The sequence below is a fragment of the Desulfobotulus sapovorans DSM 2055 genome (genome assembly GCF_059569355.1).
Genome location: NZ_JCANVJ010000007.1, coordinates 1 through 26,245, shown reverse-complemented (window position 1 = coordinate 26,245; position 26,245 = coordinate 1). Strand labels below are relative to the sequence as shown.

22 protein-coding genes are annotated in these 26,245 nt (G+C 52.5%); 20 read left to right on the top strand and 2 right to left on the bottom strand.

What is annotated here, in order from left to right; all coding sequences use genetic code 11:
- The first annotated feature begins 45 nt into the window (after positions 1 to 45).
- From pseB to BR04_RS07160, 15 genes are all read left to right on the top strand, one after another.
- A complete protein-coding gene (pseB, locus tag BR04_RS07230; RefSeq protein WP_496355334.1) occupies positions 46 to 1,053 on the top strand; it encodes a UDP-N-acetylglucosamine 4,6-dehydratase (inverting) in 1,008 nt (335 codons plus the stop codon).
- A 23-nt stretch (positions 1,054 to 1,076) separates the two neighbouring features.
- Positions 1,077 to 2,048 carry a Gfo/Idh/MocA family protein gene (locus BR04_RS07225; protein WP_496355333.1) on the top strand — a complete coding sequence of 324 codons (972 nt, stop codon included), beginning with the start codon at positions 1,077 to 1,079 and terminating at the stop codon, positions 2,046 to 2,048.
- Positions 2,045 to 3,127, top strand: coding sequence for a hypothetical protein (locus BR04_RS07220; RefSeq protein ID WP_496355332.1), 1,083 nt, complete (start codon positions 2,045 to 2,047; stop codon positions 3,125 to 3,127). Before BR04_RS07225 ends, BR04_RS07220 begins: the two co-directional genes overlap by 4 nt.
- Positions 3,124 to 3,837 (top strand): pseudaminic acid cytidylyltransferase, encoded by a 714-nt coding sequence (gene pseF / locus BR04_RS07215; RefSeq protein ID WP_496355331.1) that lies wholly within the window; start codon positions 3,124 to 3,126, stop codon positions 3,835 to 3,837. The genes BR04_RS07220 and pseF overlap by 4 nt, the downstream gene beginning before the upstream one ends.
- Positions 3,834 to 5,147, top strand: a complete 1,314-nt coding sequence (locus BR04_RS07210; RefSeq protein WP_496355330.1) for a DegT/DnrJ/EryC1/StrS family aminotransferase — start codon at positions 3,834 to 3,836, stop codon at positions 5,145 to 5,147. Before pseF ends, BR04_RS07210 begins: the two co-directional genes overlap by 4 nt.
- On the top strand, positions 5,144 to 5,674 hold the full coding sequence (locus tag BR04_RS07205; protein WP_496355329.1) for a GNAT family N-acetyltransferase: 531 nt from the start codon (positions 5,144 to 5,146) through the stop codon (positions 5,672 to 5,674). Before BR04_RS07210 ends, BR04_RS07205 begins: the two co-directional genes overlap by 4 nt.
- Before the next feature lie 36 nt (positions 5,675 to 5,710).
- On the top strand, positions 5,711 to 6,340 hold the full coding sequence (locus BR04_RS07200) for a pseudaminic acid biosynthesis-associated methylase (RefSeq protein WP_496355328.1): 630 nt from the start codon (positions 5,711 to 5,713) through the stop codon (positions 6,338 to 6,340).
- A gap of 27 nt (positions 6,341 to 6,367) precedes the next feature.
- Positions 6,368 to 7,363 (top strand): adenine nucleotide alpha hydrolase family protein, encoded by a 996-nt coding sequence (locus tag BR04_RS07195; RefSeq protein ID WP_496355327.1) that lies wholly within the window; start codon positions 6,368 to 6,370, stop codon positions 7,361 to 7,363.
- A gap of 59 nt (positions 7,364 to 7,422) precedes the next feature.
- The gene (locus BR04_RS07190; protein ID WP_496355326.1) at positions 7,423 to 7,599 is read left to right on the top strand and encodes a hypothetical protein; all 177 of its coding nucleotides are present in this window, start codon (positions 7,423 to 7,425) and stop codon (positions 7,597 to 7,599) included.
- Complete coding sequence (pseG, locus tag BR04_RS07185) at positions 7,596 to 8,720, top strand: UDP-2,4-diacetamido-2,4,6-trideoxy-beta-L-altropyranose hydrolase (RefSeq protein WP_496355325.1); 1,125 nt, start codon at positions 7,596 to 7,598, stop codon at positions 8,718 to 8,720. Before BR04_RS07190 ends, pseG begins: the two co-directional genes overlap by 4 nt.
- Positions 8,680 to 9,252, top strand: a complete 573-nt coding sequence (pseH, locus tag BR04_RS07180; RefSeq protein ID WP_496355324.1) for a UDP-4-amino-4,6-dideoxy-N-acetyl-beta-L-altrosamine N-acetyltransferase — start codon at positions 8,680 to 8,682, stop codon at positions 9,250 to 9,252. Before pseG ends, pseH begins: the two co-directional genes overlap by 41 nt.
- Positions 9,249 to 9,416, top strand: a complete 168-nt coding sequence (locus BR04_RS07175; protein WP_496355323.1) for a hypothetical protein — start codon at positions 9,249 to 9,251, stop codon at positions 9,414 to 9,416. The genes pseH and BR04_RS07175 overlap by 4 nt, the downstream gene beginning before the upstream one ends.
- 366 nt (positions 9,417 to 9,782) lie before the next feature.
- Positions 9,783 to 10,706 (top strand): RpnC/YadD family protein, encoded by a 924-nt coding sequence (locus tag BR04_RS07170; protein ID WP_496355322.1) that lies wholly within the window; start codon positions 9,783 to 9,785, stop codon positions 10,704 to 10,706.
- A gap of 114 nt (positions 10,707 to 10,820) precedes the next feature.
- Complete coding sequence (pseI, locus tag BR04_RS07165; protein ID WP_496355321.1) at positions 10,821 to 11,876, top strand: pseudaminic acid synthase; 1,056 nt, start codon at positions 10,821 to 10,823, stop codon at positions 11,874 to 11,876.
- 20 nt (positions 11,877 to 11,896) lie between these two features.
- The gene (locus BR04_RS07160; protein ID WP_496355320.1) at positions 11,897 to 15,250 is read left to right on the top strand and encodes a 6-hydroxymethylpterin diphosphokinase MptE-like protein; all 3,354 of its coding nucleotides are present in this window, start codon (positions 11,897 to 11,899) and stop codon (positions 15,248 to 15,250) included.
- Positions 15,251 to 15,314: 64 nt separating this feature from the next.
- Here BR04_RS07160 and BR04_RS07155 read toward each other — a convergent pair whose 3' ends face one another.
- Complete coding sequence (locus BR04_RS07155) at positions 15,315 to 15,551, bottom strand: hypothetical protein (RefSeq protein WP_496355319.1); 237 nt, start codon at positions 15,549 to 15,551, stop codon at positions 15,315 to 15,317.
- A 168-nt stretch (positions 15,552 to 15,719) separates the two neighbouring features.
- Between BR04_RS07155 and BR04_RS07150 the strand changes: the two genes are divergently transcribed.
- Together BR04_RS07150 and BR04_RS07145 are read left to right on the top strand one after the other, a co-directional pair.
- A complete protein-coding gene (locus BR04_RS07150) occupies positions 15,720 to 19,514 on the top strand; it encodes a flagellin N-terminal helical domain-containing protein (RefSeq protein ID WP_496355318.1) in 3,795 nt (1,264 codons plus the stop codon).
- A gap of 121 nt (positions 19,515 to 19,635) precedes the next feature.
- The gene (locus BR04_RS07145) at positions 19,636 to 20,004 is read left to right on the top strand and encodes a HigA family addiction module antitoxin (RefSeq protein WP_496355317.1); all 369 of its coding nucleotides are present in this window, start codon (positions 19,636 to 19,638) and stop codon (positions 20,002 to 20,004) included.
- A 249-nt stretch (positions 20,005 to 20,253) separates the two neighbouring features.
- Here BR04_RS07145 and BR04_RS07140 read toward each other — a convergent pair whose 3' ends face one another.
- Entirely contained in the window at positions 20,254 to 20,595 is a 342-nt protein-coding gene (locus tag BR04_RS07140; RefSeq protein ID WP_496355316.1) for a hypothetical protein, read from the bottom strand.
- A 114-nt stretch (positions 20,596 to 20,709) separates the two neighbouring features.
- Here BR04_RS07140 and BR04_RS07135 point away from each other — a divergent pair, with 114 nt between their 5' ends.
- From BR04_RS07135 to BR04_RS07125, 3 genes are all read left to right on the top strand, one after another.
- Positions 20,710 to 21,012: a hypothetical protein gene (locus BR04_RS07135; RefSeq protein ID WP_496355315.1), complete on the top strand. Its 303-nt coding sequence runs from the start codon at positions 20,710 to 20,712 to the stop codon at positions 21,010 to 21,012.
- Between the two features lie 356 nt (positions 21,013 to 21,368).
- Positions 21,369 to 25,124 (top strand): flagellin N-terminal helical domain-containing protein, encoded by a 3,756-nt coding sequence (locus BR04_RS07130; protein WP_496355314.1) that lies wholly within the window; start codon positions 21,369 to 21,371, stop codon positions 25,122 to 25,124.
- Between the two features lie 183 nt (positions 25,125 to 25,307).
- Positions 25,308 to 26,245 (top strand): ATP-binding protein (locus BR04_RS07125; protein ID WP_496355313.1); only part of this gene is annotated, 938 nt, incomplete at its 3' end.

Here is a 26,245-nt window from a genome sequence, read left to right as displayed (position 1 = left end):
TGTTTTGCATAAAAACCCGTCAACCACTCACCAGGGAGGGCAGCCATGTTCGATCAAAAATCCATTCTCATCACAGGCGGTACAGGATCCTTTGGAAAACAATACACCAAAACCCTTCTTTCCCGTTACCAGCCCAGCCGCATTGCCATCTATTCGAGAGACGAACTCAAACAATATGAGATGAATCAGGAGTTTGATGATCCCTGCATGCGCTACTTCATTGGTGACGTGCGGGACAAGGAGCGCCTCACCATCGCCATGCGCGGTGTGGATATTGTGATTCACGCCGCAGCCCTCAAGCAGGTGCCTGCTGCGGAATACAACCCCATGGAGTGCATCAAGACCAATATCAACGGTGCCCAGAATGTCATTGAAGCGGCCTTCGCCAACAATGTCGCCAAGGTGATCGCCCTGTCCACGGACAAGGCCGCCAACCCCATCAATCTCTACGGAGCCACCAAACTGGCCTCGGACAAGCTCTTTGTGGCCGCCAACAATATGGCGGGAGGTCATAAAACCACCTTTTCCGTGGTGCGCTACGGCAACGTGGTCGGCTCCAGAGGATCCGTGGTACCCTATTTTAGAAAACTCATTGCGGAAGGAAGCAATTACCTTCCCATCACCGATCCCCGCATGACCCGCTTCTGGATCACCCTGCAACAGGGTGTTGATTTTGTTTTGAAAAACTTTGAACGTATGCGGGGCGGGGAAATCTTTGTGCCCAAAATCCCCTCCGTGCGCATCACGGATCTCGCAGAAGCCATGGCCCCGGATCTGGAACAGCGGGTCACCGGCATCCGTCCCGGAGAAAAGCTCCATGAGACCATGTGCCCTGCGGACGATTCCCACCTTACCCTGGAATTCCACGACCACTATGTCATCAAGCCCACCATCATCTTCTGCAACCGGAACAACATGTTTGACGTGAATCTCCTGCGGGAGGAAGGCAAACCCGTGGAGGAAGGTTTTGCCTACAACTCCGCCACCAACCCGCACTTTCTTTCCATGGAGGAAATCCGGGAATTCAACCATCTGGCGGAACTGGATCATTAAGCATCGCAGCAAAGGAAGATTTCATGCAGCATTACCGTGCAGCCCTCTGCGGCCTTGGTAACATCGCCTGGCGTTTTGACCACGGCTCCCCAGGCCCTGTGCGTCTTTCCCATGCCGGGGCTTTTTTCGCCGACACCCGCGTCCGCCTTGTCAGCGGCTTTGATCCGGAAATCCGGGAGCGGGAGGCCTTTACCAAAGCACTGAAACTCCCCGCCTTTGATAGTCTGAAGGCCCTGCTTGCGGAAAAGCCGGATCTTGTCAGCATCTGTTCTCCGGCTCCCTGGCACTTTGAACAGGCCATGGCCTGCATGGAAAAGGCCGTGCCCATGATCTGGCTGGAAAAACCCCCGGCCCTGAGCCTTGGGGAAATGGATGCCCTCATTCAAACCTCGGAACAAAGGGGCTGCACCCTCCTTGTCAATTACCAGCGCCGCTACCTCCCTTCCTATCAGGAGCTGAAAAAGGCCCTGACGGAAGAAAACTTCGGCCCCTGCCGGCACATCCGGGCCGTCTATTCCAGAGGACTGGAAGCCAACGGCTCCCACATGCTGGACATGATCTTCTTTCTCACGGAAGACAGGATGGAGGCAGAACTGCTCTGGGTATCCGGCAAAGGAGAAAGCCCCTCCTTTGGTTTCCGCCTGAAGGATATAGATGTATCCGTGACGGGAATGGATCTTTCCTACCACAACATCGACATGGAGCTGACCTGTGAGCAGGGCCGTCTTTCCGTCCTGCACGGGGGCATGACAGCCCTTGTGGAAAAAAAGAAGGAACACGAACACTTTCAGGGCTTCTTCCGGCTCAGAACCGATCCCGAGGCTCCCCTAACCAGACTTTCCGGCATTGCCGGAGCCATGGAAAACGCCCTTTCAGATCTCATGGAAAGCCACGAAAAGAAGCGGCCTCCCCTCAGCACCCTCCGCTCTTCCCGAAACACCATGGCCCTCATGGAAAGGGTGCGTAACTTCCAGAAAACGGGGAGGGCCCTGTGATTCTCTTTGCCGGAGGCGATGTGGGAGGATGCCGGGCACTGCTGCCCGTCATCCATGCCTGTGAGAAAAGAAACCTTCCCTTTGCGGTGCTGGCCCACGGGCATATGCTTAAAGAAAATGCTCCGGACTGGCCCATGCCTGCCCCCCCATCGGATAAAGACGCTCTGGAAGACTGGCTTGGCAGCAGGGGCGTTACGCTGATACTTTTCGCCTCCAGCGTCCATGATACCCTGCCCCTTACCCTTGCAAGGGCAGGCCAAAGGGCAGGACTTCCCGTCATCCATGTGCTGGACAACTGGTCGAGTTATCGAAACCGCCTTGAAAACGATGGCCTCCCTCCCTTCATGCCGGATCACTATACCCTCATGGATGAAATGGCCCTCAAAGCCGCCATGGAAGAAGGGCTTCCGGAAGCCATGCTCGTCATCACCGGCCAGCCCGCACTGGCAGGTTTAGCGGACAGCGCTGCCCGCCATCCAACGCCAGCCCCCCAAAAACCCTTCTCCCTTCTTTTTGTTTCCGAACCTGCGGAAGCGGATCAGGGCAAAGATCCCGGGAACCCGGCCTTCAGGGGCTACACGGAAAAAGACGTTCTCCGTCTTCTCTGCGCCGCCCTTCAACCCTGGACGGACGATCTTTTCCTCCATCTCCTGCCCCATCCGCGGGAAGAGAGATCCTGCCTTGTGGAGGGCTGGGAAGAAAACCGGGGCGGACTAAAGGGCCGGGTTCTGGATCAGGCCACAGCCCATGGCCGGGACGAGGTGCTGAAGGCGGACGGCATCATGGGAATGACCTCCATCCTTCTCTATGAAGCCTGGCTTCTCGGAAAACCCGTACTGAGCTTTCAGCCCGGTCTGCGCCAGCAAAGTCTGGCCCAGCTCGCTTCCCGGCCCGGTGTCTTTTTCACGGATAAGAAGGAAGAACTTTCCCCCCTCCTTTCCCTGTGGCTGGGCCCCCCCTTTCACAAGCCTCCCGTTCCGAGGAAGGACCTCACCCGGCACAGCCAGGCAGCTTCCCGCATTCTGGATCTGGCCATGACCTGCCTGAAAAAGCCCCAAGCACCGACGAGGACACCATGATCATCGCCATCATTCCCGCAAGGGGGGGAAGTAAACGCATCCCCTTAAAAAATATCCGGTCTTTTGCCGGAAAACCCATGATTGCCCACAGCATTGAGGCAGCAAAACAGGCCGGGGTTTTTGACCGCATTCTCGTTTCTACGGATTCTCCTGACATCGCAGCCATTGCCCGTGAATACGGGGCGGAAGCCCCCTTTGTGCGGCCTCCGGAGCTTTCCGACGATCACACCCCCACAGCGCCCGTCCTCCTCCACTGCCTTGAATGGCTGAAAAAAAATGGAGAAACCCCGGCATCCGCCTGCTGCATCTACGCCACAGCCCCCCTGATCCAGGCCCGCTACATCCGGGAAGGGCATGAAACCCTTACGAAAAACGGAGTCTCTTCCGTTTTTTCCGTCACAAGCTTTCCCTTTCCCATTTTCAGGGCCCTGCGGATGACCGAGACCGGGCACCTTGCCATGTTCTGGCCGGAGCATGAGCTTACCCGTTCCAACGATCTGCCCGAAGCCTTCCATGACGCAGGACAGTTTTACTGGTTTGACTGCAGAAAATTCATGGAAACGCCGAAACTCTATACAGCCGACGCCCTGCCCGTGATACTGCCCCGGCATCTGGTTCAGGACATTGACACGGAAGAGGACTGGCGTCGGGCAGAATATCTATTTCAGGCCATCCACCTTTCCGGAGAAAAGAAAGAGACCTATCCATGACCCTTGCCATTCACGGCGGAAGCCCTGTGCGCACCCGCCCCTTTCCCCGCCACAGAACCATCGGAGCCGAAGAAAAGGAAGCCGTCTGCCGGGTGCTGGATTCCGGTGTACTGTCCAAATATCTCGGATGCTGGCACGAGGATTTCATGGGCGGCCATGAAGTCCGGGCGCTGGAGGAGGAATGGGCGGCGTATTTCGGTACCCGCCACGCCATTGCCGTCAATTCCTGCACCTCCGGGCTGTTCTGCGCCGTAGGCGCCATCGGAACGGAACCGGGGGATGAGATCATCGTCCCGCCCTACACCATGAGCGCCACCGCCGTAGCGCCCCTTATCTACAATGCCGTTCCCGTTTTTGCGGACATTGAGGCGGACTGTTTCTGCCTCGATCCTAAGGAAGTGGAAAAAAAAATCACAAAACGTACCCGCGCCATCATGGTGGTGGATCTCTTCGGTCAGCCCTATGATGCGGAAGGCATCCATGCCCTGGCCCGCAGGCATGGCCTCCATGTCATCGAGGACACAGCCCAGGCGCCGGGCGCCCTGTATCAGGGAAAATCCGCCGGAACCCTGGGCCACATCGGCGTTTTTTCCCTCAACTACCACAAGCACATCCACTGCGGCGAAGGCGGGGTTGTGGTCACAGATGACGACACCCTGGCAGAAAGAATCCGCCTCATCCGAAACCATGGGGAATCCGTGGTGGAAGGCATGGGCACGGCAAACCTTGTCAACATGGTGGGGTTCAATTTCCGCATGACGGAAATGGAAGCCGCCGTGGCCCGCTGTCAGCTCCACAAACTGGAAGGGCTGCTTGAAAAACGTCTGGAAAACTGCCGCTACATGGCCGAAGGCCTTTCCCGGATCCCCGCCATCACAGCACCGGTCATCCGTGAAAACTGCAGACACGCCTTTTATGTCCATGCCTGCAGGTTTGATGAAACCCTTGCAGGCGTTTCCCGCAACACCTTCATGGATGCAGTAAAGGCTGAGCTTCCCTGCACCGAAGGTCGGGAGTCCGAAGGGGTGAAGATCGGCTGCGGCTATGTGAAACCCCTCTACCTGCTGCCCCTTTTCCAGCAGAAAACCGCCCACGGCAGCAGCCATTTCCCCTTCATCTCCCCCTGGAATCCCTCTGTACCGGACTATGGCAGAGGAAGCTGCCCCGTATGCGAAGAGCTTCACGAAAAAACCCTTTTCACCCACGAACTCATGCTCCCTTCCATGGAAAAGGCCGATATGGACGACGTTCTCCGGGCCTTCACCAAGGTATGGGAAGCCAAAGATCAGCTAAAAGGGAATCTGACATGACCCCATACCCGGACATCTGCACCCAAAGGCTCAGGATCACGCCCTTTACGGAGACCCATATCTCAGAAGCCTACATCGGCTGGCTCAATGACAAAAGGCTCATGGCCCACAGCGAACAACGCCACAGGGAACACGATGCGGCCTCCTGCCTTGCCTATCTCCGTTCCTTTGAGAAAACCCCCCACTACTTCTGGGCCATCATGGAGGAAGAAAGGGGACTGGGACACATCGGCAACATCAATGCCTATGTCAATGTCCCCAATGGCCTTGCGGACATGGGCATTCTCATCGGAAATCCGGAAGCAGGGGGAAAGGGCTACGGACTGGAGGCCTGGAAGGCCGTTGCCGACTTTCTCCTGCACAGGGCAGGGCTGCGCAAGGTGACCGCCGGAGCCCTGGCCGGGAACAGGGCCATGCTGACGCTCATGGAGAAGGCGGGGATGGTGGAAGATGGTATCAGAAAACGGCATTATATTTGCAATGGAATGGAAACGGATGTGGTGCATATGGCGCTTTTTTGCCCATAGGCCCGAAACATCCCAGGGACAAAAAAAAGGAATGACATGAGCCAAGACCGATACGAGACCGAGCAGGAAGCCTTCTGGGCCGGCTCCTTTGGTGCGGAATATATCGAAAGAAACAGGGATCCCCAGCTTCGGGCCTCCAATATCCATCTGTTTTCCGAAATTCTTGCCCACACCAGGGGCGTGCGCAGTTTTTTTGAAATCGGCGCCAACATCGGCCTTAACATAGAGGCCTTAAACCAGCTCTGCCCCGGAAGGGAAACCTCTGCCCTGGAACTCAATCCCAAGGCCTTTGATATCTTAAAAAACAAATGCACGGGCAAGGCCTGGCAGGGATCCATTCTGGATCTGAAAACAAAAGAACTCCCGGAGTTTGATTTTGTCTTCACCAAGGGCGTTCTCATCCATATCCATCCGGAAAAACTGCCTTTGGTCTATGAAAAACTTCATTCCCTGTCCTCAAAATACATCTGCCTCATTGAATACTACAACCCCACCCCTGTGGCTCTGGAATACAGGGGCTTTCAGGACAGGCTCTTCAAAAGGGATTTTGCGGGCGACCTTCTCACCGCGTATCCAGACCTCAAACTGGTCAGCTACGGCTTCAAGTACCGCAGGGACAACAATTTCTCACAGGGAGATCTGAACTGGTTCCTGCTTGAAAAATGATCATTACAATTTCGTAAGGGGGCTTTCATGCAGATCTGTAAAAAATGCAGCATGCCGGACACAAGGCCGGGAAGTGTTTTTGAAGAAGGGGTATGTCTTGCCTGCCGCAATTACGAAAACAGGCAGCACATTGATTTCGAGGAAAGAAAAGCCCTGCTTGCAAAAATCTGCAAGGAAAGGATCGCCCAGGGGGATGAGTATGACTGCGTCTGCGCCGTATCCGGCGGCAAGGACAGCACCTATATCGTCGCCACCCTCACCGGCCTTGGCATGAAGCCCCTTCTGGTGACCGTAGCCGATGAATTCACCAAAACCCAGGCCGGAAAACACAACCTCAACAACCTTTCCGAACGCTTTCACCTGGATCACCTCCTTGTGCGCTTCTCTCCCAAGGATTTCAAGGAAAACACCCTGAGGGACTTTGAAAAGGAGCTGCATCCCTTAAAATGGATTGAAGGCAAAATCTACGAGACCCCCATCCGGATCGCCAAGAAATTCAAAATCCCCCTGGTTTTCTTCGGAGAAAACAGCGCCTATGAGTACGGCACCTCCAACGACCTCCAGCTCACCCATCCCCTCAGCGATGCAGAAACCACCATCTACTATTTCTTTGCCTTCCATGCCTACAACGAGCGGGAAATCATGAAAAAATCGAGGGAATACGGCTTCAGGGATCTCGATGACTTCAACGAATGGTTCCGTCAGGGCAACATCGAAAATTTCACCCAGATTGACAGCGTGGCCTATATCATTCAGTTATGGACCAAGTTTCCCAAATTCGGCTTCCAGAGGGTATCGGACATGGCAAGCCGCATGCTGCGCAAGGGCTTTCTCACCAAGGAACAGGCAGATCTTCTGATCCGGGAAAAGGACTATGTCTGTGACCCTGCGGCCAAACGGGATTTTTGCAACACAATTGGAATAACGGAAAGCTATTTTGACAAAATTGTCGATCTTCATGCCAACCGGGATATCCTCGTCAAGGATGCCAACGGCTGCTGGAGACGAAAGGATCTGATCTGACCCGACCGGATCTGAAAGTTTCCGGATCTGAATACCCACACGGCTGCAAAGGGCCTGACATGCTGACAACTTTTTTCCGCCCCTTTCCAAGGGTTATCCGTATCGAACCCGCCGGTGCATGCAACCTGCGCTGCTCCCACTGCCCTACGGGAACCGTTTCCATGCAACGGGGCATCATGTCCTGGGAAACCTTTGCCATCGCACTTGAAAATATTGAGAAGAAATCTGCACCGTGAAGCAAAAGGATGCAGGCAAGAAACCTGTCATCGTTTTCCGGACGGATGCCTCCATCCGGATCGGCACTGGCCATGTCATGCGCTGCCTGACCCTGGCCCAGGCGCTCAAAGCCAGAGGTGCAGACTGCCACTTTCTCTGTAAGGATGTCCCCGGTCATTCCATGGAAAAAATCAGAAGCCATGGATTTCCGGTAGTTCCCCTTGCTCCCGGAAAAGAAAACCCGGAGCCGGGGGATCCCGTCCATGCACCCTGGCTTGAAGGATCATGGAAAGAAGACGCGGCCCAGAGCCTTTCTTTCCTCAAAAAAATACAGCCGGACTGGGTGCTTGTGGATCATTACGGCCTCGACATCCGCTGGGAAAAAGAGATCCGGCCCTGTACGGGAAAAATTTTTGTACTGGATGATCTGGCAGACAGATGCCACGACTGCGATATGCTTCTCGATTCAGGCAGAGATCCGGAAAGCCTGGGGTATAAAGACCTCCTTCCTCCCCATTGCACCCAGCTCTTAGGAACAGACCATGTCCTTCTACGGGAAGAATTTATCCGGATGCGTTCAGAAAGCCTGAAAAAGCGTGAGCACCCCGCTCTCCGGCGCATCCTCATCACCATGGGCGGCATGGATACCGCCAACGTCACAGGACGCATCCTGAAGATGCTCCGCTCCTTCCCCTTCATCAAAGCACTGGAAGTGGATATTGTTCTGGGAGGCAAGGCCCCTCATCTGGAAACCGTCCGACAAGAGCTGGCGTCTTTCCCCTGCCCCGCACAGATGCACACAGACACCCCGTCCATGGCCGGACTCATGGCCAGAAGCGATCTTGCCATCGGTGCTCCGGGCAGCACCTCCTGGGAACGCTGCTGTATGGGACTCCCTTCCATCCTCTTCCTCCTTGCGGAAAACCAGAAGGCTGTCGTAAGTATAATGAACCGTCATGGAGCCGCATGGGTTCTTCCAGCCTCTGAGCAGGGATTTGGAGAGCTTGAAAAACTTCTGGAAGAGCTTCTTCAACATCCGGGCCTGCTGCAAGAACAAAGCCGAAGGGCCGCCCAGCTGATAAGGGGATCGGGAACCGACCATGTCTGCCAGCACATCATCCCTTCACGGAACTTATTCTGAAAACACCATGGGCCATCTTCGGCCCATGACCCAGAAGGATCTTCAGAGAGTCCGCCGGTGGCGTAACCATCCGAAGGTACGCCTTGCCTCCTTTCACCAGCACGAGATCCAGGAAATGGAGCATGGGGCGTGGTTTGAGGCAAAAAGCCAGAATCCCCTGTCCTGCCTTCTTGTCTATGAGGAAGAGGAGCCTGTGGGCTTTGTGGCCTTTTACACCGAAGATCCCCTCTGGCGGACTGCGGAGTGGAGCTTCTACACAAACCCCGAAGCCCTCAAGGGTACGGGAAGCCGCATGGCCAGACTGGCCCTCCGCCACGCCTTTTTGCATCTTGGAATCGAAACACTTCTGGCGAAGGTGCTGTACAGCAACCCGGACTCCCTCCGGTATCATCAAAAACTCGGCTTTGAAAAAACCGTGATGCCCCCCACTGCCCGCCATCCGCAGGAGGGCCTCCCCTTTCACAGCCTCAGACTCTCCCGCCATGGGTGGGAACAAGGTCAGAAATCCCTTCCCCAAGGAGAACCGCCATGAGCCTTCCCGTACTCCATATCCGGGGCAGACGCATCGCCTCCGATGCGCCTCCCTATATCGTTGCCGAACTTTCCGCCAACCACAACGGCAGTCTGGCACCAGGGGAAATCCCATCCGCTTTGCTGTTTTCCATTTTCACGCTACGATGCTCCAATGGACGATAATCTTACTGATTACCATCTTGCTTCAGCTATCGTTCCCATGCTCCAGCGTGGGAACGCACTGCCGGGCGCTCCTGCGCCCAGGGCCAGTATCCTCGGGAATCCCTTCTCTGGGAACTGGGTATTGCCGAAGCGCCGGGACGATCCAGACCAAAACATGGGGAGTGTCCGGTTTCTGGACATCCTACAGGCTTTTGGGCCATGGCAGTGTTCCGGGATTCAAGACGCTGGAGCGTCTTAAGATGCATTCCCACGCTGGAGCGTGGGAACGATGGGTTCAATGCTACAGGGGTAAAATCTGCGATTGCATGGCTGAGTCAGGGTAGCAATCAAAATAATCTTTAAATGTTTTTCAGAAAGAGGCAGGCATTGGAAAACAAAGACACCACCAATCCAAACGACTATGACAGCCCCTGGAAAGAGGCTGTGGAAAGGTACTTTAAGGAGTTTTCCGCCCTTCTCTTTCCCCATGTCCATGATGAAATTGACTGGACTCAAAAACCCGTATTCATAGACAAAGAGCTTCAGAAACTTGTCTGGGATTCAGAAACCGGAAGACGGTACGCGGATAAACTGGTCAAGGTTCGTACAAAGAGAAACAAGGAAATCCGGGTCATCATCCATATTGAGGTGCAGGGGGAGCCTGAAGATGTCTTTTCCGAACGCATGTTCATCTACTATATCAGCATTTTCAGACATCACAGAACCGATGTGGTCAGCCTTGGCGTGCTTACGGACAACAAAAAAAGCTTCCGGCCGAATTCCTATTCCAGGGCTTTGTGGGGATGCAAACTTGACTTCTGCTTTCCCATTGCAAAACTTCAAGACTGGGAAGATAAATGGGATGTGCTTGAAAACAGTGACAATGTTTTCGCTCTGGTAGTCATGGCCCAGATAAAGGCCAAAACCAGCCGCACTGCGGATGAACTGAAAGCCTGGAAATTTCATCTTGTGAGGCTCATGTATGAACGCAGCTACGACAGGGAAGGCATACAGGAACTGTTCCGCTACATCGACTGGATGATCCGTCTGCCCGTTGATCTGGAAAGACAGTTCCTTGAGGATGTTTACCGCATGGAGGAGGAAAAAAAGATGCCATACATCACAAGTGCAGAGCGGTTTGGTATGTATAATGAAAAAATTCAGACTATCATACGCTTTTCAAAACTGAATCTTAAACCTGAAGATATCGCAGCAGGTGTCGGACTCACCCCTGAAAAAGTAAGGGCTATCCTTAAGGCAAAGGAAAAAGGGCTGGATATTTTGATGAATGAGGATACAGCCAAACAGTAATCCTTTGTTTGCAGAATGCAAAAAGCCCCCTTTTTCCCATTTCATGGTCTTTGTTGCAGGGGCAGGCTCCCATGCCTGCCCCAATGGCATTTTGCACGAAAGGAGTCAGCAGGAATGAGCGTCCCCTCCATATCCATCCACAAGCGCCGGATTTCCTCACTTGATCCCCCCTATATCGTTGCCGAACTTTCCGCCAACCACAACGGCAGCCTTCAGACGGCCCTCACCCTTCTTGAAAGGGCCAGAGCCTGCGGCGCGGATGCGGTGAAACTCCAGACCTATACAGCAGACACCCTCACTCTCAACTGCGACAGCGAAGACTTTCAGATTAAAGGCGGACTCTGGGACGGAAAAACCCTGTATGAACTTTACCAGGGGGCCCACATGCCCTGGGACTGGCACTTTCCCCTCTTCAAGCGGGCAAGGGAGCTGGACATCACCATTTTCAGCACTCCCTTTGACAAAACCGCCGTGGATCTTCTGGAAGATTTAAACGCTCCGGCCTATAAAATCGCTTCCTTTGAGGCCGTGGATCTTGCCCTGATCCGCTATGCCGCTTCCACGAAAAAGCCCATGATTCTCTCCACGGGTATGGCGGACATGGAGGAAATCGCAGAGGCCGTTCAGGCCGCAGAAGACGGAGGCTGCACGGAACTTGCCCTTCTGCACTGTGTCAGCGGCTACCCGGCGCCTCCCGAAGATTACAACCTGAAAACCCTCACTGACATGATGACCCGCTTCGGCAAAGTGACCGGGCTTTCCGATCACACCCTGGACAACGCAACGGCCATTGCCAGCGTAGCCTTAGGCGCTGCCATCATCGAAAAGCATTTCACCCTCGACAGAAAGGGAGGAGGCCCGGACGACAGTTTTTCCCTGGAGCCTCCCCAGCTCGAAGCCCTCTGCCGGGACGCAAAAACCGTCTGGCAGGCCTTAGGCAAGGTGGATTACGGCCGAAAATCCAGTGAACGGGCCAACGTGCTCTTCCGCCGGTCCCTCTATTATATAAAGGACAGGCAAGCCGGAGACATCCTTGATGAAGAGAGTGTCAGGAGCATCCGTCCGGGCTACGGCCTTGCGCCAAAGCACCTCGATGCCCTTCTCGGCAAAAAACTGAAAAAATCGGTCCGCAGGGGAACTCCCGCAGCCTGGGAAGACATTGACATCTGACATCCAACGGGAGGTTTTCCGTGACATCCTTTTTTGCATCCAACATGGCCCTGGTGGAAAAACGCCACCCCCACCTGCTTCCCTTTTTAAAGGATTTAGATCCTGCCCCAACAGATCCTTCCCAACCAGACAATTTCCAGTTTCAGGGTATCTGGTTGCACGATACCCTGAAACCCGGCAATGAATGCGCCAACCATTTTATCATTCTTCCCGAAGATCAACCGGGGGTCGCCATCTTTCTGGGCCTGGGGCTGGGCCATGGCGCACTGAAGCTGATCCATGAACGACCAAAAGTTTCCCATTTTTTTATCTTTGAGCGCCACCCCCAGGTTTTTCTTCAGGCACTCTTTCAAAAAGATCTCACCCCCCTACTCTCCGATCCAAGGGTTTACATAAGCATTGGAGATCCTGATGATATCATGGAAATTCTCAAACCCGGCGTAAAAGCCCTCCGCCTCGAAAGCATCTATACCCTTCAGCACCCGCCATCTGTCCAGGCAGATCCTGAAGGCTATGAAACACTCCGGCAGTCCATATTCAAGGAAGTCAACCAGCTCAACATCAGCGGCAATACCCTGATGCAGCACGGAGATACTTTTTTTATCAATCGTATGGCACTTCTCCCCCTCTTGCAGCGCCATCACCTTCTGGAAGAACTAAAATTTGCCTTCAAAGGGATTCCTGCCATCCTTATTGCAGGGGGGCCATCCCTTAATCAAGATATTGAAACCTTAAAAAAATTTCCTGGTCATGCAATTCTCTTTGCCGTAGATACTGTACTCTCACTTCTTGCTACCAAAAACATCGTGCCTGACTTTGTTAGCTCCCTTGACTATGAAAAAGCAACCTACGAAAAATTTGCCAGCGCAGCCCCTTTAGTTGCGGACAAGGTCTCCCTCATTTCCATGCCTTTCATCTGCCAGAAAGTCCCCAAAGTTTTTCCCTTCAAAGAAATTTTCTGGGCTTTCACATCCGCAAACATGGAACGTTGGATAAACCAGCTCATCGGAGGCTCCCTTGAAAACGGCGGTGCAGGAACGGTTGCCCACATGAACTTCATTGCTGCTGTGGTGCTGGGTTGTTCCCCCATCGTATTGTTAGGCCAGGATCTCGCCTATACGCAGGATGAAAATACCCATGCCGAAGGCACCGTACTTTCTGAAAGCAAAGCCGTAAAGGAGCTTCGGTTCTCGGATAACAAGATGATTGTACCCACCAATAACGGAGGAACCGCCCTCACAAGTCGCGCCTACTATAATTTCAAACATGTATTTGAAGACATGATCAAGGCCAACCCCGGTCATTATATCAACGCAACACTTCCGGGTATTATTATCGAAGGCACAGAGGTCATGCCCCTTGGTGAAGTTTTTGAGACCTTCTGCCAGAACACCATCGAAACCCGGAACACAGTCAAAAACTACCTTGAAAAAAACATGGTTTTGAAAAAGACACCGGCCAGCACTGAAAAAGAACTTTATGGTATCCTAAAAACCATTCAAAAACTTCAACGTATCCTTAAAGAATGCAGGGAAGACGGAAAGCGTTGCCTTAAAGAAGTGAATACAATGATAAACGCAGGAAAAACTTATAAAAACATTGACGTACTACCTGAAAGAATCCGTAAAACCATTCATAAAGTTGATAAGGCCCACAATCAGGCAGACAAGGAAAAAATATGGTCTCTCATTGATGACCTCACCCTTTACGGGCTTAAAAAAACCGAACGTATGCAGCTCGAAATCGACCGTTTGGCCGAGACAGGCCCCTTTCTCAAGTGGCTCTCCCTCAGCCTGGAACGTCTCAACGAAGTCGCCCGCATACGTCTGCACTGGATCAATTTTTTGGGCGAAAAAATTCAGACGGTACTGGATACGATGAAAGGGGATCCCATCTATCACCCTTCTAAGGGGCATGCTATTCTTGATCAGATCCGTTACTATCACCAGACGGGCAATCTCCGCTTTGCAAGTCAACTTCTCCCTAAACTTGAGGAAAAAGAAAAGGAAAGCCATGAAATCCTCCTGATACAAGGCAAGATTGCTGCCATTCATACGGAATATGAAAAAGCAAAAGCCTGCTTCAAAGCCCTCAAAAACACCCGCTATGAAAAGGATATAAACTACTTTCTGGAGGAATGGGGAAATGAATATGCCGAATACACAGAATGGGCACTTTATGGTTCGGGCACCATGCCCGCCCTGCGCATGCTAAAAAAAGGGCTGGCTATGGCTCCGGAACATCATGCCCTAAAAAATCTTCTTGCCAGAATTTTCCGCATGGATCTCAAAACCATACAAAGAGGGGGTGAAGAAGGAAACACACTCCATGGCATGTGGGAAAACTGGCTTTCAGAAACACCAGAAGCCCCTGAAAGGCTTCCCAAAAAAGAATATGCCCTCTTTCTTGACCTCTGCGCTAAAAAAGAAATGAAACAGAATAAACACCATGAAGCCAAAAAACTTCTGGAACTGGCCTTAAGCAAAGAAGAAAATGCCACACGCCGTATCAAAGCCATGGACACCTGCTTTGTTCTTGAAGATTTTAATGAGGGCCTCGAACACCTTGAAAAAGCGGTTGAACAGGATCCAAAACTGGCTACTCACTGGGAAAACATCGGGGATCGTCTTCAGGGAAACGGCCTGGAAGAAAGTGCCATAGAAGCCTACCATAAAGGCCTGACCGCACTTCCAGAGCATTCTCCCTTTTACCTCAAGGCAGGCCAGATTCTTCTGAGCAGCGGGCACATCGAAGAGGCCCGGCAATATCTTCAGGCATATAAAGATCTGATGGAAAAAGATCCCGAAGAGAAAAAGATCTCCGAGCTTGATACAGCAGAAAACCTTCTTGCCAGAGGGGAAAAAGAAAAAGCACTGGCAACCCTTGTCCCCCTGCAGGATACCCATGAAAAAGATTCACGCTTCTGGAATCTATTCGGAACAGCCTGCCAGATGACAGGGCGCATCGGAGATGCGGAACGCTGCTTCCGTCAGGCCATTTTTTTACAGCCGGACTATGCCCAGGCCCACTATCATCTGGGCCTTCTTTTCCATGAAAATGGTTACACCAAAGAAGCAACAGAAGCCTACCAAGAGACCCTTCACCATGACCCTTCCTTTGTGCATGCCCATACCAACCTCGGCACCCTTGCATTCAGTCAGAAGGATTATCAGACCGCTTCCATGCATTTCGAAAAGGCAATGGATCTCAACCCTCTGGATGCAAATACCCATTTCAACTATGCCAAAGCAATGGATCTTCTGGGGGAACGCCAAAAAGCGCTGCGCGCTTTTAAATGCGCCATGGAGCTGAATCCGGGCCACATACAGGCCAGAGAGGCTCACGAGCATCTGCTTCAGCACAAAACAATTTGATATTATAGATTTTAATTACCGTCCTACCTCAGCTATCGTTCCCATGCTCCAGCGTGGGAACGTACTACCGGGCGCTCCTGCGCCCAAGGCCAGTATCCTCGGGAATTTCTTCTCTGGAACTGGTTATTGCCGAAAGGCTGGAACGATCCAGACCAAAATACGGAGCGCATCCGGTTTCTGAATGCCATACAAGCGTTTGGGGCATGACAGTGTTCCGGAATTCAAGACGCTGGAGCTTGGGAACGATGGGTTCAATGCTGCATGGCTGAGTCAGGGTGGTAATCAGATAAGATTTTAACAAACAACCTCCTCCAGAGACTGAAAAACTCCCATCTCTGGGGCCTTTCTCAACCCCCTTTTAAAAAAAACGCCCCATTTTCCTAAAGAAAATACTCAGGCCATCCGAAAAGGTAGACAGGAATCACGAAACGGACGCAAGGATGCGTCCCTTTACCACAAGGAGGGAACCATGGGACTTCGAATTAACACCAACGTCGCAGCACTGAACGCACACAAGAACCTCACAAAAACAGACGGCAACATTTCAAGTGCCCTGGAAAGACTTTCGTCGGGCCTTCGCATCAACAAGGCGGCGGATGACGGCTCGGGCATGACCATTGCCGACTCCCTGAAGTCCCAGGCCCTCGGCCTCGGTCAGGGGATCAGGAACGCCAACGACGGCATCAACATCGTACAGACGGCGGATGCGGCTCTGGAAGAGTCCATCAATATCGTTAACACCATCAAGCAGAAATCCATCCAGTCCGCTCAGGACGGTCAGACTGCGGATTCCCGCAAAGCCATCCAGGCGGATATCAGCAAGCTTCTCGAAAACCTGGATACCATCGCCAAAAACACCTCCTTCAACAACCAGAAACTGCTCTCCGGCGGTTTCACCAACAAACAGTTTCAGGTGGGTGCCTATTCCGGTGAGACGGTCAACATCTCCATTGGTGCCTCCCAGTCCACCAAAATCGGGCACACCTCCATCAGCCAGCTTACCTTAAAGGACAACAAGGCCGGCACCGTGGATCTGGCTGTGTACTCCAATACCCTGGATGAAACCTTCAACATGGAAGCCGTTGAAGTCAAATTCAACAACTCCCGGGAAAACGGCATGGGCGCTGTGGCAGACTCCATCAACCGCCTCAGTGACACCCTGGGGATTTCTGCAACCGCCTTTGTCAAGTCCACAACGGATCTCAATGTGGCGGCCGGTACCACGGACAAGGATTTTGCCATTAACGGCGTCACCATCGGCGAGGTCAATGTCCAGAACAACGATACGGATGGTGCTCTGGTGAAGGCCATCAACCAGAAAACCTCCCAGCATGGGGTGGTCGCCTCTGTGGATACTGCAGGCTACCTGACCATGACCTCCAGCGATGGCAGGGCCATTGAGGTCACAACCGGTGGGCAGGGAACGGAAGACGTTCTTCGGGGTACGGATATGACCACCACGGGCCGCATCCAGCTCACCCAGATGAGTTCTTCTGAAATCGTGATCAACAACGTGGGCGGCGGGGATGCCGTGTCCTTCACCAACGATCTGGAACTTGATGGAAACTCCGGTGTCACCACGACGGATTCCGTTCTGAAGGAAGGTTCTGTTCTCGCCAAGGACAGCAAGCTGGCCGCGGGTTTCACCACAGGTCAGGACATGGTGGGCAACGATATCAAGGGTACCAACATCACCACAAGTCAGGATTCTGTACTCAAAGAGGGTTCTATCATTGTTGCCGGATCTCGGCTTGCCGCAGGATCTACCATCGGTGCAGACACTCGTATCAATAAAGACACTGCAACAACCACCGAAGACAGCTTGGTCAAAGAAGGCTCCATCCTTAAAGGCAAAACGGAAATCGGTGCGAACACCGTACTTGGTGGCAATGTCGTTACCACGGGAGATTCAACCAAAACCGTAGGTAATTCTCTCCTCAAAGAGAACTCCATCCTGACAGCTGGTTCCATCATCGGGGCTGGCTCCACCTTGGGTGGGGATGTTACCATAACAGGAAACACATCCAAAACAACCACAGACAGTACCATCGCAGCAAACTCAACCCTTACAACAGGCTCAATCATTGCTGCAGGAACCGTACTTGGAGGAACTGTTCAAGTCACTGAGGATGGCACCAGCAATACAACGGCAGACAGTCTTATCAAAGCCGGTTCTGCGCTCGGAACAGGTTCCATCGTAGCAGCAGGCACGGTCATCGGTGGAGATATGACCACAACGGCAAGCACCACATCGACGGTAGGGGATTCCACCATCAAGGCAGACTCAACACTCTCTGCCCTGACAACCATTGCAGCAGGAACAGTTTTGGGCGGTAGCGGATATGTCAATGAAAGTGGAATGAATACAACGGTTCAGGACAGTACACTAAAAGCAGGCTCTCGTTTAGCTGCAAGCAGTGTAATTGGTGCAGGGTCTGTCATTGGTGCAGCAACCGTAACAACTACCGGTACAACCACAACGACAGATACCAGTATCATTACTGGCGGCACCCTTATATCTGGAACGATCTTAAAAGCAGGTACGGTACTTGCTGCAGGAGTAGAAATCGCTTCTGCCAATATTAATTCAGCTACAGCCGGTTATACCCAAGGTGATGGAGCACTTACTGGAACCCTCACCACGGATGTCTATATAAGTGGCGATATAGCACTCACAACCGGTGGAATTGACTCCCTGGCAGCTGGCTCATCTCTGGGATCCGGATCAATTCTCAATAATGGTTCCCAGATAGGTGCAAATGTTACTATCCGGGCTGCTGTAGACTTAACAGATGATATGGTGCTAAAAGCGGGTTCCAATCTGGCCACAGCCAGTATATTGAAAGGTGGATCCGAACTGTCTGTAAGCTTTAACCTTGATGCCAATGGTATGACACTCAGTGATGACATGACGCTAAAATCAGGTTCCAGGGTAGCCAGTGGCAGTACACTCACAAACGGATCCTCTGTAGCCGCTAACATTACCCTGACAGCCTCAGCAACAATAAGCGATGACATGGTTCTAAAAGCAGGATCCAATCTGCAAGGTTCCAGCAACAGCCTTACCATGGGATCATACCTCTTTGCGGATATAGAAACATCAGGAACAGCCACAATCACAGACACCATGATTCTCAAGGCAGACTCACTGGTAGGATCCGGATCTGCTCTCAAAACAGGCAGCAATATTGCTGCTGACATCATCGTGAGTGGCACAGCTAGCATGACACGGGATATGACACTCACAGCAGGTTCGCAGATTATAAGTGGTTCTACCCTCAAAACAGGCAGTGAAATTGGTGCGGATGTGATTCTCAGAGGAACGTCTGATATGGTTCTCACCCAAGATATGACCATGAAGGCGGGATCTAAATTCATTAAAGACTCCACCATTGCGGCTGGTTCTAAGCTCGGTACAGAAATCACGACCGCCAACGAAACCACCATGACTGAAGATGCTACAATCAAAGCAGACTCCAGACTGGTCATCACCAACGCCTTCAAGGCCACGGCAGGCTCCACCGTCGGCGGCCCTGTGGATCTCGCAAAAGCGCTGAACATCACCGCAGACTTCACCATGGCCAAAGGCTCCACCATGGCCGACAACTCCGTACTTTCCAATGGCTCCACCATCGGTGGCACCATCACCCTGGCCAACGATGAAAGGGTTACCCAGGATACCGACCTTCTCGTGAAAGCAGGCAGTACCCTGAAAGCAGGCAGTACCATCGCCGAAAACACCCTGCTCAGCACGGATATGACGGGATCGGACGGCACGGTTTACACTGCAGGTTCCATCCTGAAAAACAACATCACCCTGGGTGCAGATGTGACCCTGAAGCAGGAAATGACCCTTCAGAATGACTCTGTACTGAAGGCAGGCTCCACCCTCACGGCCAACGATGCCAGCTCCGATGCAGCCACAGCGGAACTGAGCGAAACGGAAATGGAACGCCTCTCTGACGTGAATGTTCTCACCCAGGAAGGTGCCCAGAAATCCATCGCCGTAGCCGACGCAGCCCTGAAGGATCTGGACAAAATCCGTGCGGATCTCGGTTCCGTACAGAACCAGCTGACCTCCAACATTTCCAACACGTCCACCACCCGGGTGAACGTACTGTCCGCAGAATCCACCATCCGTAACGTGGACTTTGCGGAAGAATCCTCCAACTTCACCAAGATGCAGGTTCTGATGCAGGCAGGTACCTTCGCCATGAGCCAGGCCAACGCCAGCTCCCAGAACGTCATGAGTCTGCTCCAGTAATCTGATTCCTACCCCTCACTTCAAAGCCCCTCTCCTGCGGGAGAGGGGCTGGGGTGAGGGTCTTTTTTTTGTCTTATTCTCCCTGATTTACAATTTACAAAAGCATGATAGCCCTGCTATCATGCTTTTCATGATTAAGTCCTTCACAGATAAAGGAACTATGGTAAGGATTCCAACCCATAGAAAACCTACCCATCCTGGCAAAATACTCATGGAAGAATTTTTAAAACCAATGGGAATTACCCAAAAAAAATTAGCGGAATCCATTCATGTTCCCTACCAGAGAATCAATAATATCGTGAATCAAAAAAGGGGAATTACGCCCAGCAATGCTCTGAGGTTGTCCAGGTTTTTCAATATATCCGAAGATTTCTGGATGAATCTTCAGCTTAGATGGGATCTGTACAATGCTAAAAAAACAGAAGAAAAAGAACTTAAAAAAATCAAACCTTTTTCTGATTACCACTCTGACTCAGCCATGCAGCATTGAACCCATCGTTCCCACGCTCCAGCGTGGGAATGCATCTAAAGACGCTCCAGCGTCTTAAACCCACGAAAGCTGTCATGGCCCCAAAAAAAGAGATGGTCTCCAGAAATAGGTACGTACCGTGTTCTGATCTGGATCGTCCCGGCGCTTCGATGATACCCCTTTCCCAAAATACTGGCCCTGGGCGCAGGAGCGCCCGGTATTGCGTTCCCACGCTGGAGCATGGGAACGATAGCTGAGGTAAGGTGGTAATCAAAAACCTTTTTGCCTTGTTTCCAATAATGCAGGGTGATCTTCACTGCCCAAAGAACTCTTTTCCATGGATATGCTCCATAAAGAGGTGCTTCTGAAAAAACTCTTCACGCATCGTCCCTCCCCGAACACCCTCAAAAAAACGCCTGCCCGTACTGCCGCCAAAGACCGGATGCTGCCTCCCCCTGAAAAAAACTGGGATTGCTTTTCATGTCCGATCAACAAGTCACAGAGGATTTCATGATGGAAAGAACTCCACAGATTCAGCCAGAAAGAAGCAGTTTTGATACCTGATGTCCCACAGCTCTCCGTCCAAAGCCGATAAAAAATTCCGTTTTTCATCCCAAAGCCCCAAAAAGTTCATGGCACTGTTTTTGCTTTATTCTTTCCCAGCAAATCGCATCCGGGAATCCCTTCCCCCCAGCACTTCATCCCCCAAGCCAAGGGAGGCAAGCCATGAGCATCCAGATAAACACCCACACCCTGCAAGCCCAGAGATCCTTTGCCAATACCCAAAGTGAAACGGCCAAAGGCCCGCAAAAACCGGAAGAGGCCCCCCCTTCCATGTCCCTCAAAATGCCCCAGGACCGGGCAATCTTTTCCGCAGAAGCCCTCTCTTCGGCAAGCTCTGCCCCTTCCCTTTCCCCGGCGGGTGAGGAAGGCATCATGACCCAGCTCAACGCCCTGCCCAGAGCGGAAAACCTTGCCGCTGCCCACAGCCCCATCAGCTATGAAAGGGTCATGCAGCTCCTTGAGTAACGAATGATCCCTGAAAACCCTCAGGAAAACTGCAAATCCACAGAACGCCCCTTTTCCACATCAGCCCCGCCAGCCCGCAAGGCTTCAGGGGCTTTTTTCATGCCCATCCCCCCCTTCACATCGGAAAATTTTGCCTAGCCCTCTCCCTCCCCATTTTCCCTGGCAGGTGATTTTTTCCTGAAAAATGCCGGACTTTAAAACAATAAACACTTAATATAAAAAGATAAAAACACATATAAAAACAATGGCACCCCTATTGCATATTCACCTTCCCAGAAAAACTGCAGGCCAAAGGGGCAAAGAGACATGCCATTTGGCAGATTGATCTTACCCGCATCCGCCAAAGGGGGAATACCATGGGTCTTCGAATCAATACCAATATCGCATCGCTGACGGCGCATAAAAACCTGAGCAAGACCGATGGGCATCTGTCCTCCTCTCTGGAACGGCTTTCCTCGGGCCTGCGCATCAACAAGGCCGCAGATGACGGCTCCGGCATGACCATCGCTGACTCCCTGAAATCCCAGGGTCTGGGTCTCGGTCAGGCCATCCGGAATGCCAGTGACGGTATCAACATCGTCCAGACGGCGGATGCGGCCCTGGAAGAATCCATCAATATCGTGAATACCATCAAACAAAAGGCCATTCAGGCCGCCCAGGACGGCCAGACCACAGACTCCCGGTCAGCCATCCAGTCCGATATTGACAAGCTCCTTCAGAACCTGGACACCATTGCCAAAAGTACGTCCTTCAACAACCAGAAACTCCTTTCCGGAGCCTTTACCAACAAAAAATTCCAGGTGGGGGCCTACTCCGGGGAAACGGTAAATATTTCCATTGCCGCTTCCCAGGCAGACAAGATCGGCCACACATCCGTCAGCAAAATGACTCTGAAAGACAACGAGCCGGGCCTTGTCAATCTTGCCATTTACTCCAATATTCTTGACAAGACCTTTGACCTGGAATCCGTTGAGGTGAAATACAACAACAACCGGGAAAACAGCATGGGTGCCGTGGCCGATGCCATGAACCGCCTCAGTGATGTCCTGGGCATTTCCGCATCCGCCTTTGTTACGGCCACCACAGATCTCAATATTGCGGAAGGCAGCACCAGCAAAGATTTTGCCATCAATGGGGTCACCATCGGTGCCATCAATGTCCAGACCAATGACAATGACGGTTCTCTTGCCAAGGCCATCAATCAGAAAAATTCTCAGCATGGCATTGTGGCCTCCGTTGATGCCAGCGGCTACCTGACCCTTACCTCCACAGATGGAAGGGCCATTGAGGTCACCACCGGTGGGCCGGAAACCGAAGCCGTGCTGCGCAATACGGATATGACCACCACAGGCTATATTCAATTGACCCAGATGAGTTCTTCGGAAATCATCATCCACAACGTTGGGGGCGGGAATGCCGTGGCTCTGAGCACTCCCCTTGAAATTGAAGGCAACTCCAGCCGTACCACCCAGGAATCCCTTCTCAAGGAAGGATCCGTACTGACACGGGGATCTTCTCTCGGAGCCGGATTTACCACAGGGCAGGATCTGGTGGGGGATGACTTCAGCAGCTCCAACACCACCACAACAAAAGAATCCCTTTTAAAAACAGGCTCCGTGCTGCTGGCCAATACCGTACTGGCAAAAAGTTCCGATATCGGTGCAGACACCACCATCCTTGCGACTTCCAACACCACGGAAGACAGCCTGGTCAAGGCAGGATCCATTCTGAGGGGCGGAACCGTCATTTATGCCAACACCCAGCTTGGAGGGGATGTCCGGACAACGGGTGTCACCACCCAGACCATCGGAAACTCCATCCTGAAAGAAAATTCCATTCTCCAGGATGGCTCCACCATTGGCACAGGTACCGAGCTGGGAGGCAAAATCACAACGGATGGGGATACCAGCAAGACAACGGGAGACAGCTACATTACGGCGAATTCAGGGCTTACCTCTGGAAGCCTCATTGCCGCAGGTACCGTTGTCGGGGGCAAAGTTACCGTCAACACTGCTGGCACCAGCAAAACCACGGCGGACAGCATGATCCGGGCAGGGTCTCAACTGGCTTCTGGCTCCACCATCGCCGCAGGCACCGTCGTCGGGGGAGACATGGTTACCTCCAGCACGACCACACTGACCGAGGGAGATTCCATCCTCAAAGCAGGCTCCGTAATCAATACGGGCTCCACCATTGCGGCCAATACCACCTTTGGGGCCAACATCACCATTTCTGCCACAAGCACAACAATTCAGGACAGTACGCTCACCGCAGGTTCTCAGCTTGTTTCCGGCTCCATCATTGGTGCAGGTACAATCATCAGGGGCGCAAGTGTTACCTCTGTTGGAGATATCATCACCAACGATACCAGCATGATCACCGGAGGAACGTTGATTTCCGGCACAGTCATGAAAGCAGGAACCATTCTCGCAGCAGGTCAATCCATTGACACCACATCCGGGACAATTACGGGGGGCACCCTGGCAAAGGACTATACCCTTAGTGGCAATGCAACTCTCAATAACGGTGGCATTCTCTCGCTCGCTGCAGGTTCTACACTCCTTTCCGGCTCATCCTACGAAAATGGTTCCAAAATTGCCCAAGACATGACCATATCCGCATCTGTCACATTAACCGATGATATGGTTCTGAAAGCTGGTTCCCAGCTCGCTACAGGCAGTACCATTAACAATGGTTCCAAACTGGATGTTTCTGTCGAGGCCAATGTTGGCGCAACCCTGGCGGACGACATGGTTCTGAAATCCGGCTCCCGTCTGACAGCAGGCAGTACCGTGAAAAATGGTTCCTCCATTGGGGCTGATTTTAATCTTTCTGCAGCAGCAAGCATCACAGATGACATGGTTCTGAAGGCGGGATCGGCTCTCAGGGGTACCGATGATCGCAGCTTTCTCACCCAGGGGTCTTACCTGTTCGCAGATATCACCACAACCGGTACGGCAACCATCACCGATGCCATGACCCTGAAAAGCGGCTCCATTGTGGCAAGTGCTTCCGTACTCAATACGGGAAGCCGGATTGATGCCAAAATAATCACCGAAGGCAGCACCAACCTGAGCCGGGACATGACCCTTACGGCAGGTTCACTGCTGACCTCAGGAACCATCATCAAACTGGGCAGTGAGGTGGGAGCCACCCTGACCCTGGCCAGCGATGCCAACATGACCACCAGTCAGGATATGGTAATGAAGGCGGGCACACGGTTTGCCGCCAACTCCGTTCTTGCTACCGGCTCCCGCGCTGGTGTCGATATCACCATTTCCAGTCAGGTGACGCTGGAAGCCGATGCCAACATCAAAACAGGCTCTTTCCTTACCATCAACAATGCCTTCAAGATTGCGGCAGGTTCTACCCTCGGCGGCCCGGTTACCTTGGACAGAGATCTGAACATCACAGCGGATTTCACCCTGGCCGAAGATTCCGTCATGTCCAGTGGCACCACCCTGGCCAACGGCTCCACCTTCGGAGGCACCATCACCCTGAAAAATGACGAAACCGTTTCTCAGGAAGCCGACCTTCTCATCAAAGGCGGCAGCACCCTCAAGGCAGGCAGCTTTGTGGCGGAAAACACGGTCATTACCATGGACATGATGGACTCGGAAGGGACACTGCATACCGCAGGAACCGTACTGAAAAGGGGCATCACCCTGGCCGAAGACGTGAAAATCCCCAACGACATGACCCTTCAGAATGGCTCCATTCTGAAGGCCGGATCCATCCTCACGGCCAATGATGCCAAATCCGGGGATGCCGAGGCCCAACTCGGAGATACGGAAATGCTGCGCCTTTCTCAGGTCAATGTCCTCAGTCAGGACAATGCCCAGAAAGCCATCGCCATCGCGGACGCCGCCTTGAAGGATCTGGACAAGATCCGGGCAGATCTCGGATCCGTACAGAACCAGCTGACGTCCACCATCTCCAACATTTCCACCACCAAAGTGAATGTGAACGCTGCGGAATCCACCATACGGGATGTGGACTTTGCCGACGAATCCGCCACCTTTACCAAGATGCAGGTTCTGATGCAGGCGGGAACCTTCGCCATGGCCCAGGCCAACTCCAGCTCCCAGAACGTCATGAGTCTGCTCCAGTAAACCTTACGCAGCCAGCGGACAGGGCAAGGTACCACTCATGCCCTGTCCCGGCCTGCCCCACAGCATACAAAATCCCCCGAAAGCGGCATGGGCCCTTCGGGGGATTTTCGTTTGAGAAAAGGAATAAAGGCTGGTACCTTCACCCAGGAACAACAACCTGTTTTTCTTTGAAAGAGTTCAGCCATGAAAAAGCTGCCCATCGGCATTCAGAGTTTTGAAAAAATCCGTGAAAACCCTGATGAATTCTACTATGTGGATAAAACGCCCTTTGTGGAAAAACTGCTTCATGAAGGCGGCGGCTTCTTTTTCCTCTCAAGACCCCGCCGCTTTGGAAAAAGCCTCTTCCTCGATACCCTGCACCAGGCCTTTGCCGCCAGAAAGGATCTTTTCAAAGGCCTTTACCTGGAAAAAAACTGGGACTGGTACACCGCCTACCCTGTCATTCATATCAGCTTTGGCTCCGGTGTCATCCGCAGCCTTAATGAGCTGCAGCAGACAGAAGAAGAAATCCTTGCCCGCAACTGCAGACGATACAATATCCCCCGCCTTGAAGCCCCCACACTAAAAGGGAGGTTTGCAGAACTCATCGAAACACTACGCAAAAAATATGAGCGAACCGTAGTGGTTCTTATTGATGAATACGACAAGCCCATTCTGGATCGCATTGATGATACAGAACTTGCTGTCCTTATCCGGGAAGAACTCAAAAACCTCTACTCCGTTCTCAAGGATGCGGATGCCCACCTCAAATTTGTCTTTATCACAGGCGTGAGCAAGTTCTCCAAGGTTTCCCTCTTCAGCGGGCTCAACCACCTGCAGGACATCACCCTGAACGGAGACTACGCCACCCTCTGCGGCTACACGGAAAAAGAACTGAACGAGGTCTTTAAGGACAGACTGAAGGGCCTTGACAGCGACACCATCCGGAACTGGTACAACGGCTATACCTGGCTGGGGGAAAAGGTGTATAACCCCTTTGCCATCCTCAATGTTCTCCAGAGCCGTCAGATACGGAACTACTGGTTTGAGACGGGCACGCCTACCTTTCTGATCCAGATCCTCAGGAAAAACAATTTCCGCTCCTTTGAAATGGAGAAAGTTCAGGCCACAGGCACCATTAT

Excerpts from the sequence above, each read along its gene's own strand:
- BR04_RS07205 (WP_496355329.1), top strand. The coding sequence starts at position 5,144 with ATGACCCCATACCCGGACATCTGCACCCAAAGGCTCAGGATCACGCCC.
- BR04_RS07140 (WP_496355316.1), bottom strand. The coding sequence starts at position 20,595 with ATGAAAAACGGAATTTTTTATCGGCTTTGGACGGAGAGCTGTGGGACA.
- BR04_RS07190 (WP_496355326.1), top strand. The coding sequence starts at position 7,423 with ATGCTGACAACTTTTTTCCGCCCCTTTCCAAGGGTTATCCGTATCGAA.
- BR04_RS07200 (WP_496355328.1), top strand. The coding sequence starts at position 5,711 with ATGAGCCAAGACCGATACGAGACCGAGCAGGAAGCCTTCTGGGCCGGC.
- pseB (WP_496355334.1), top strand. The coding sequence starts at position 46 with ATGTTCGATCAAAAATCCATTCTCATCACAGGCGGTACAGGATCCTTT.
- BR04_RS07195 (WP_496355327.1), top strand. The coding sequence starts at position 6,368 with ATGCAGATCTGTAAAAAATGCAGCATGCCGGACACAAGGCCGGGAAGT.
- BR04_RS07225 (WP_496355333.1), top strand. The coding sequence starts at position 1,077 with ATGCAGCATTACCGTGCAGCCCTCTGCGGCCTTGGTAACATCGCCTGG.
- BR04_RS07135 (WP_496355315.1), top strand. The coding sequence starts at position 20,710 with ATGAGCATCCAGATAAACACCCACACCCTGCAAGCCCAGAGATCCTTT.
- BR04_RS07150 (WP_496355318.1), top strand. The coding sequence starts at position 15,720 with ATGGGACTTCGAATTAACACCAACGTCGCAGCACTGAACGCACACAAG.
- pseF (WP_496355331.1), top strand. The coding sequence starts at position 3,124 with ATGATCATCGCCATCATTCCCGCAAGGGGGGGAAGTAAACGCATCCCC.
- BR04_RS07130 (WP_496355314.1), top strand. The coding sequence starts at position 21,369 with ATGGGTCTTCGAATCAATACCAATATCGCATCGCTGACGGCGCATAAA.
- pseI (WP_496355321.1), top strand. The coding sequence starts at position 10,821 with ATGAGCGTCCCCTCCATATCCATCCACAAGCGCCGGATTTCCTCACTT.
- pseH (WP_496355324.1), top strand. The coding sequence starts at position 8,680 with ATGTCTGCCAGCACATCATCCCTTCACGGAACTTATTCTGAAAACACC.
- BR04_RS07145 (WP_496355317.1), top strand. The coding sequence starts at position 19,636 with ATGCTTTTCATGATTAAGTCCTTCACAGATAAAGGAACTATGGTAAGG.
- BR04_RS07175 (WP_496355323.1), top strand. The coding sequence starts at position 9,249 with ATGAGCCTTCCCGTACTCCATATCCGGGGCAGACGCATCGCCTCCGAT.
- BR04_RS07210 (WP_496355330.1), top strand. The coding sequence starts at position 3,834 with ATGACCCTTGCCATTCACGGCGGAAGCCCTGTGCGCACCCGCCCCTTT.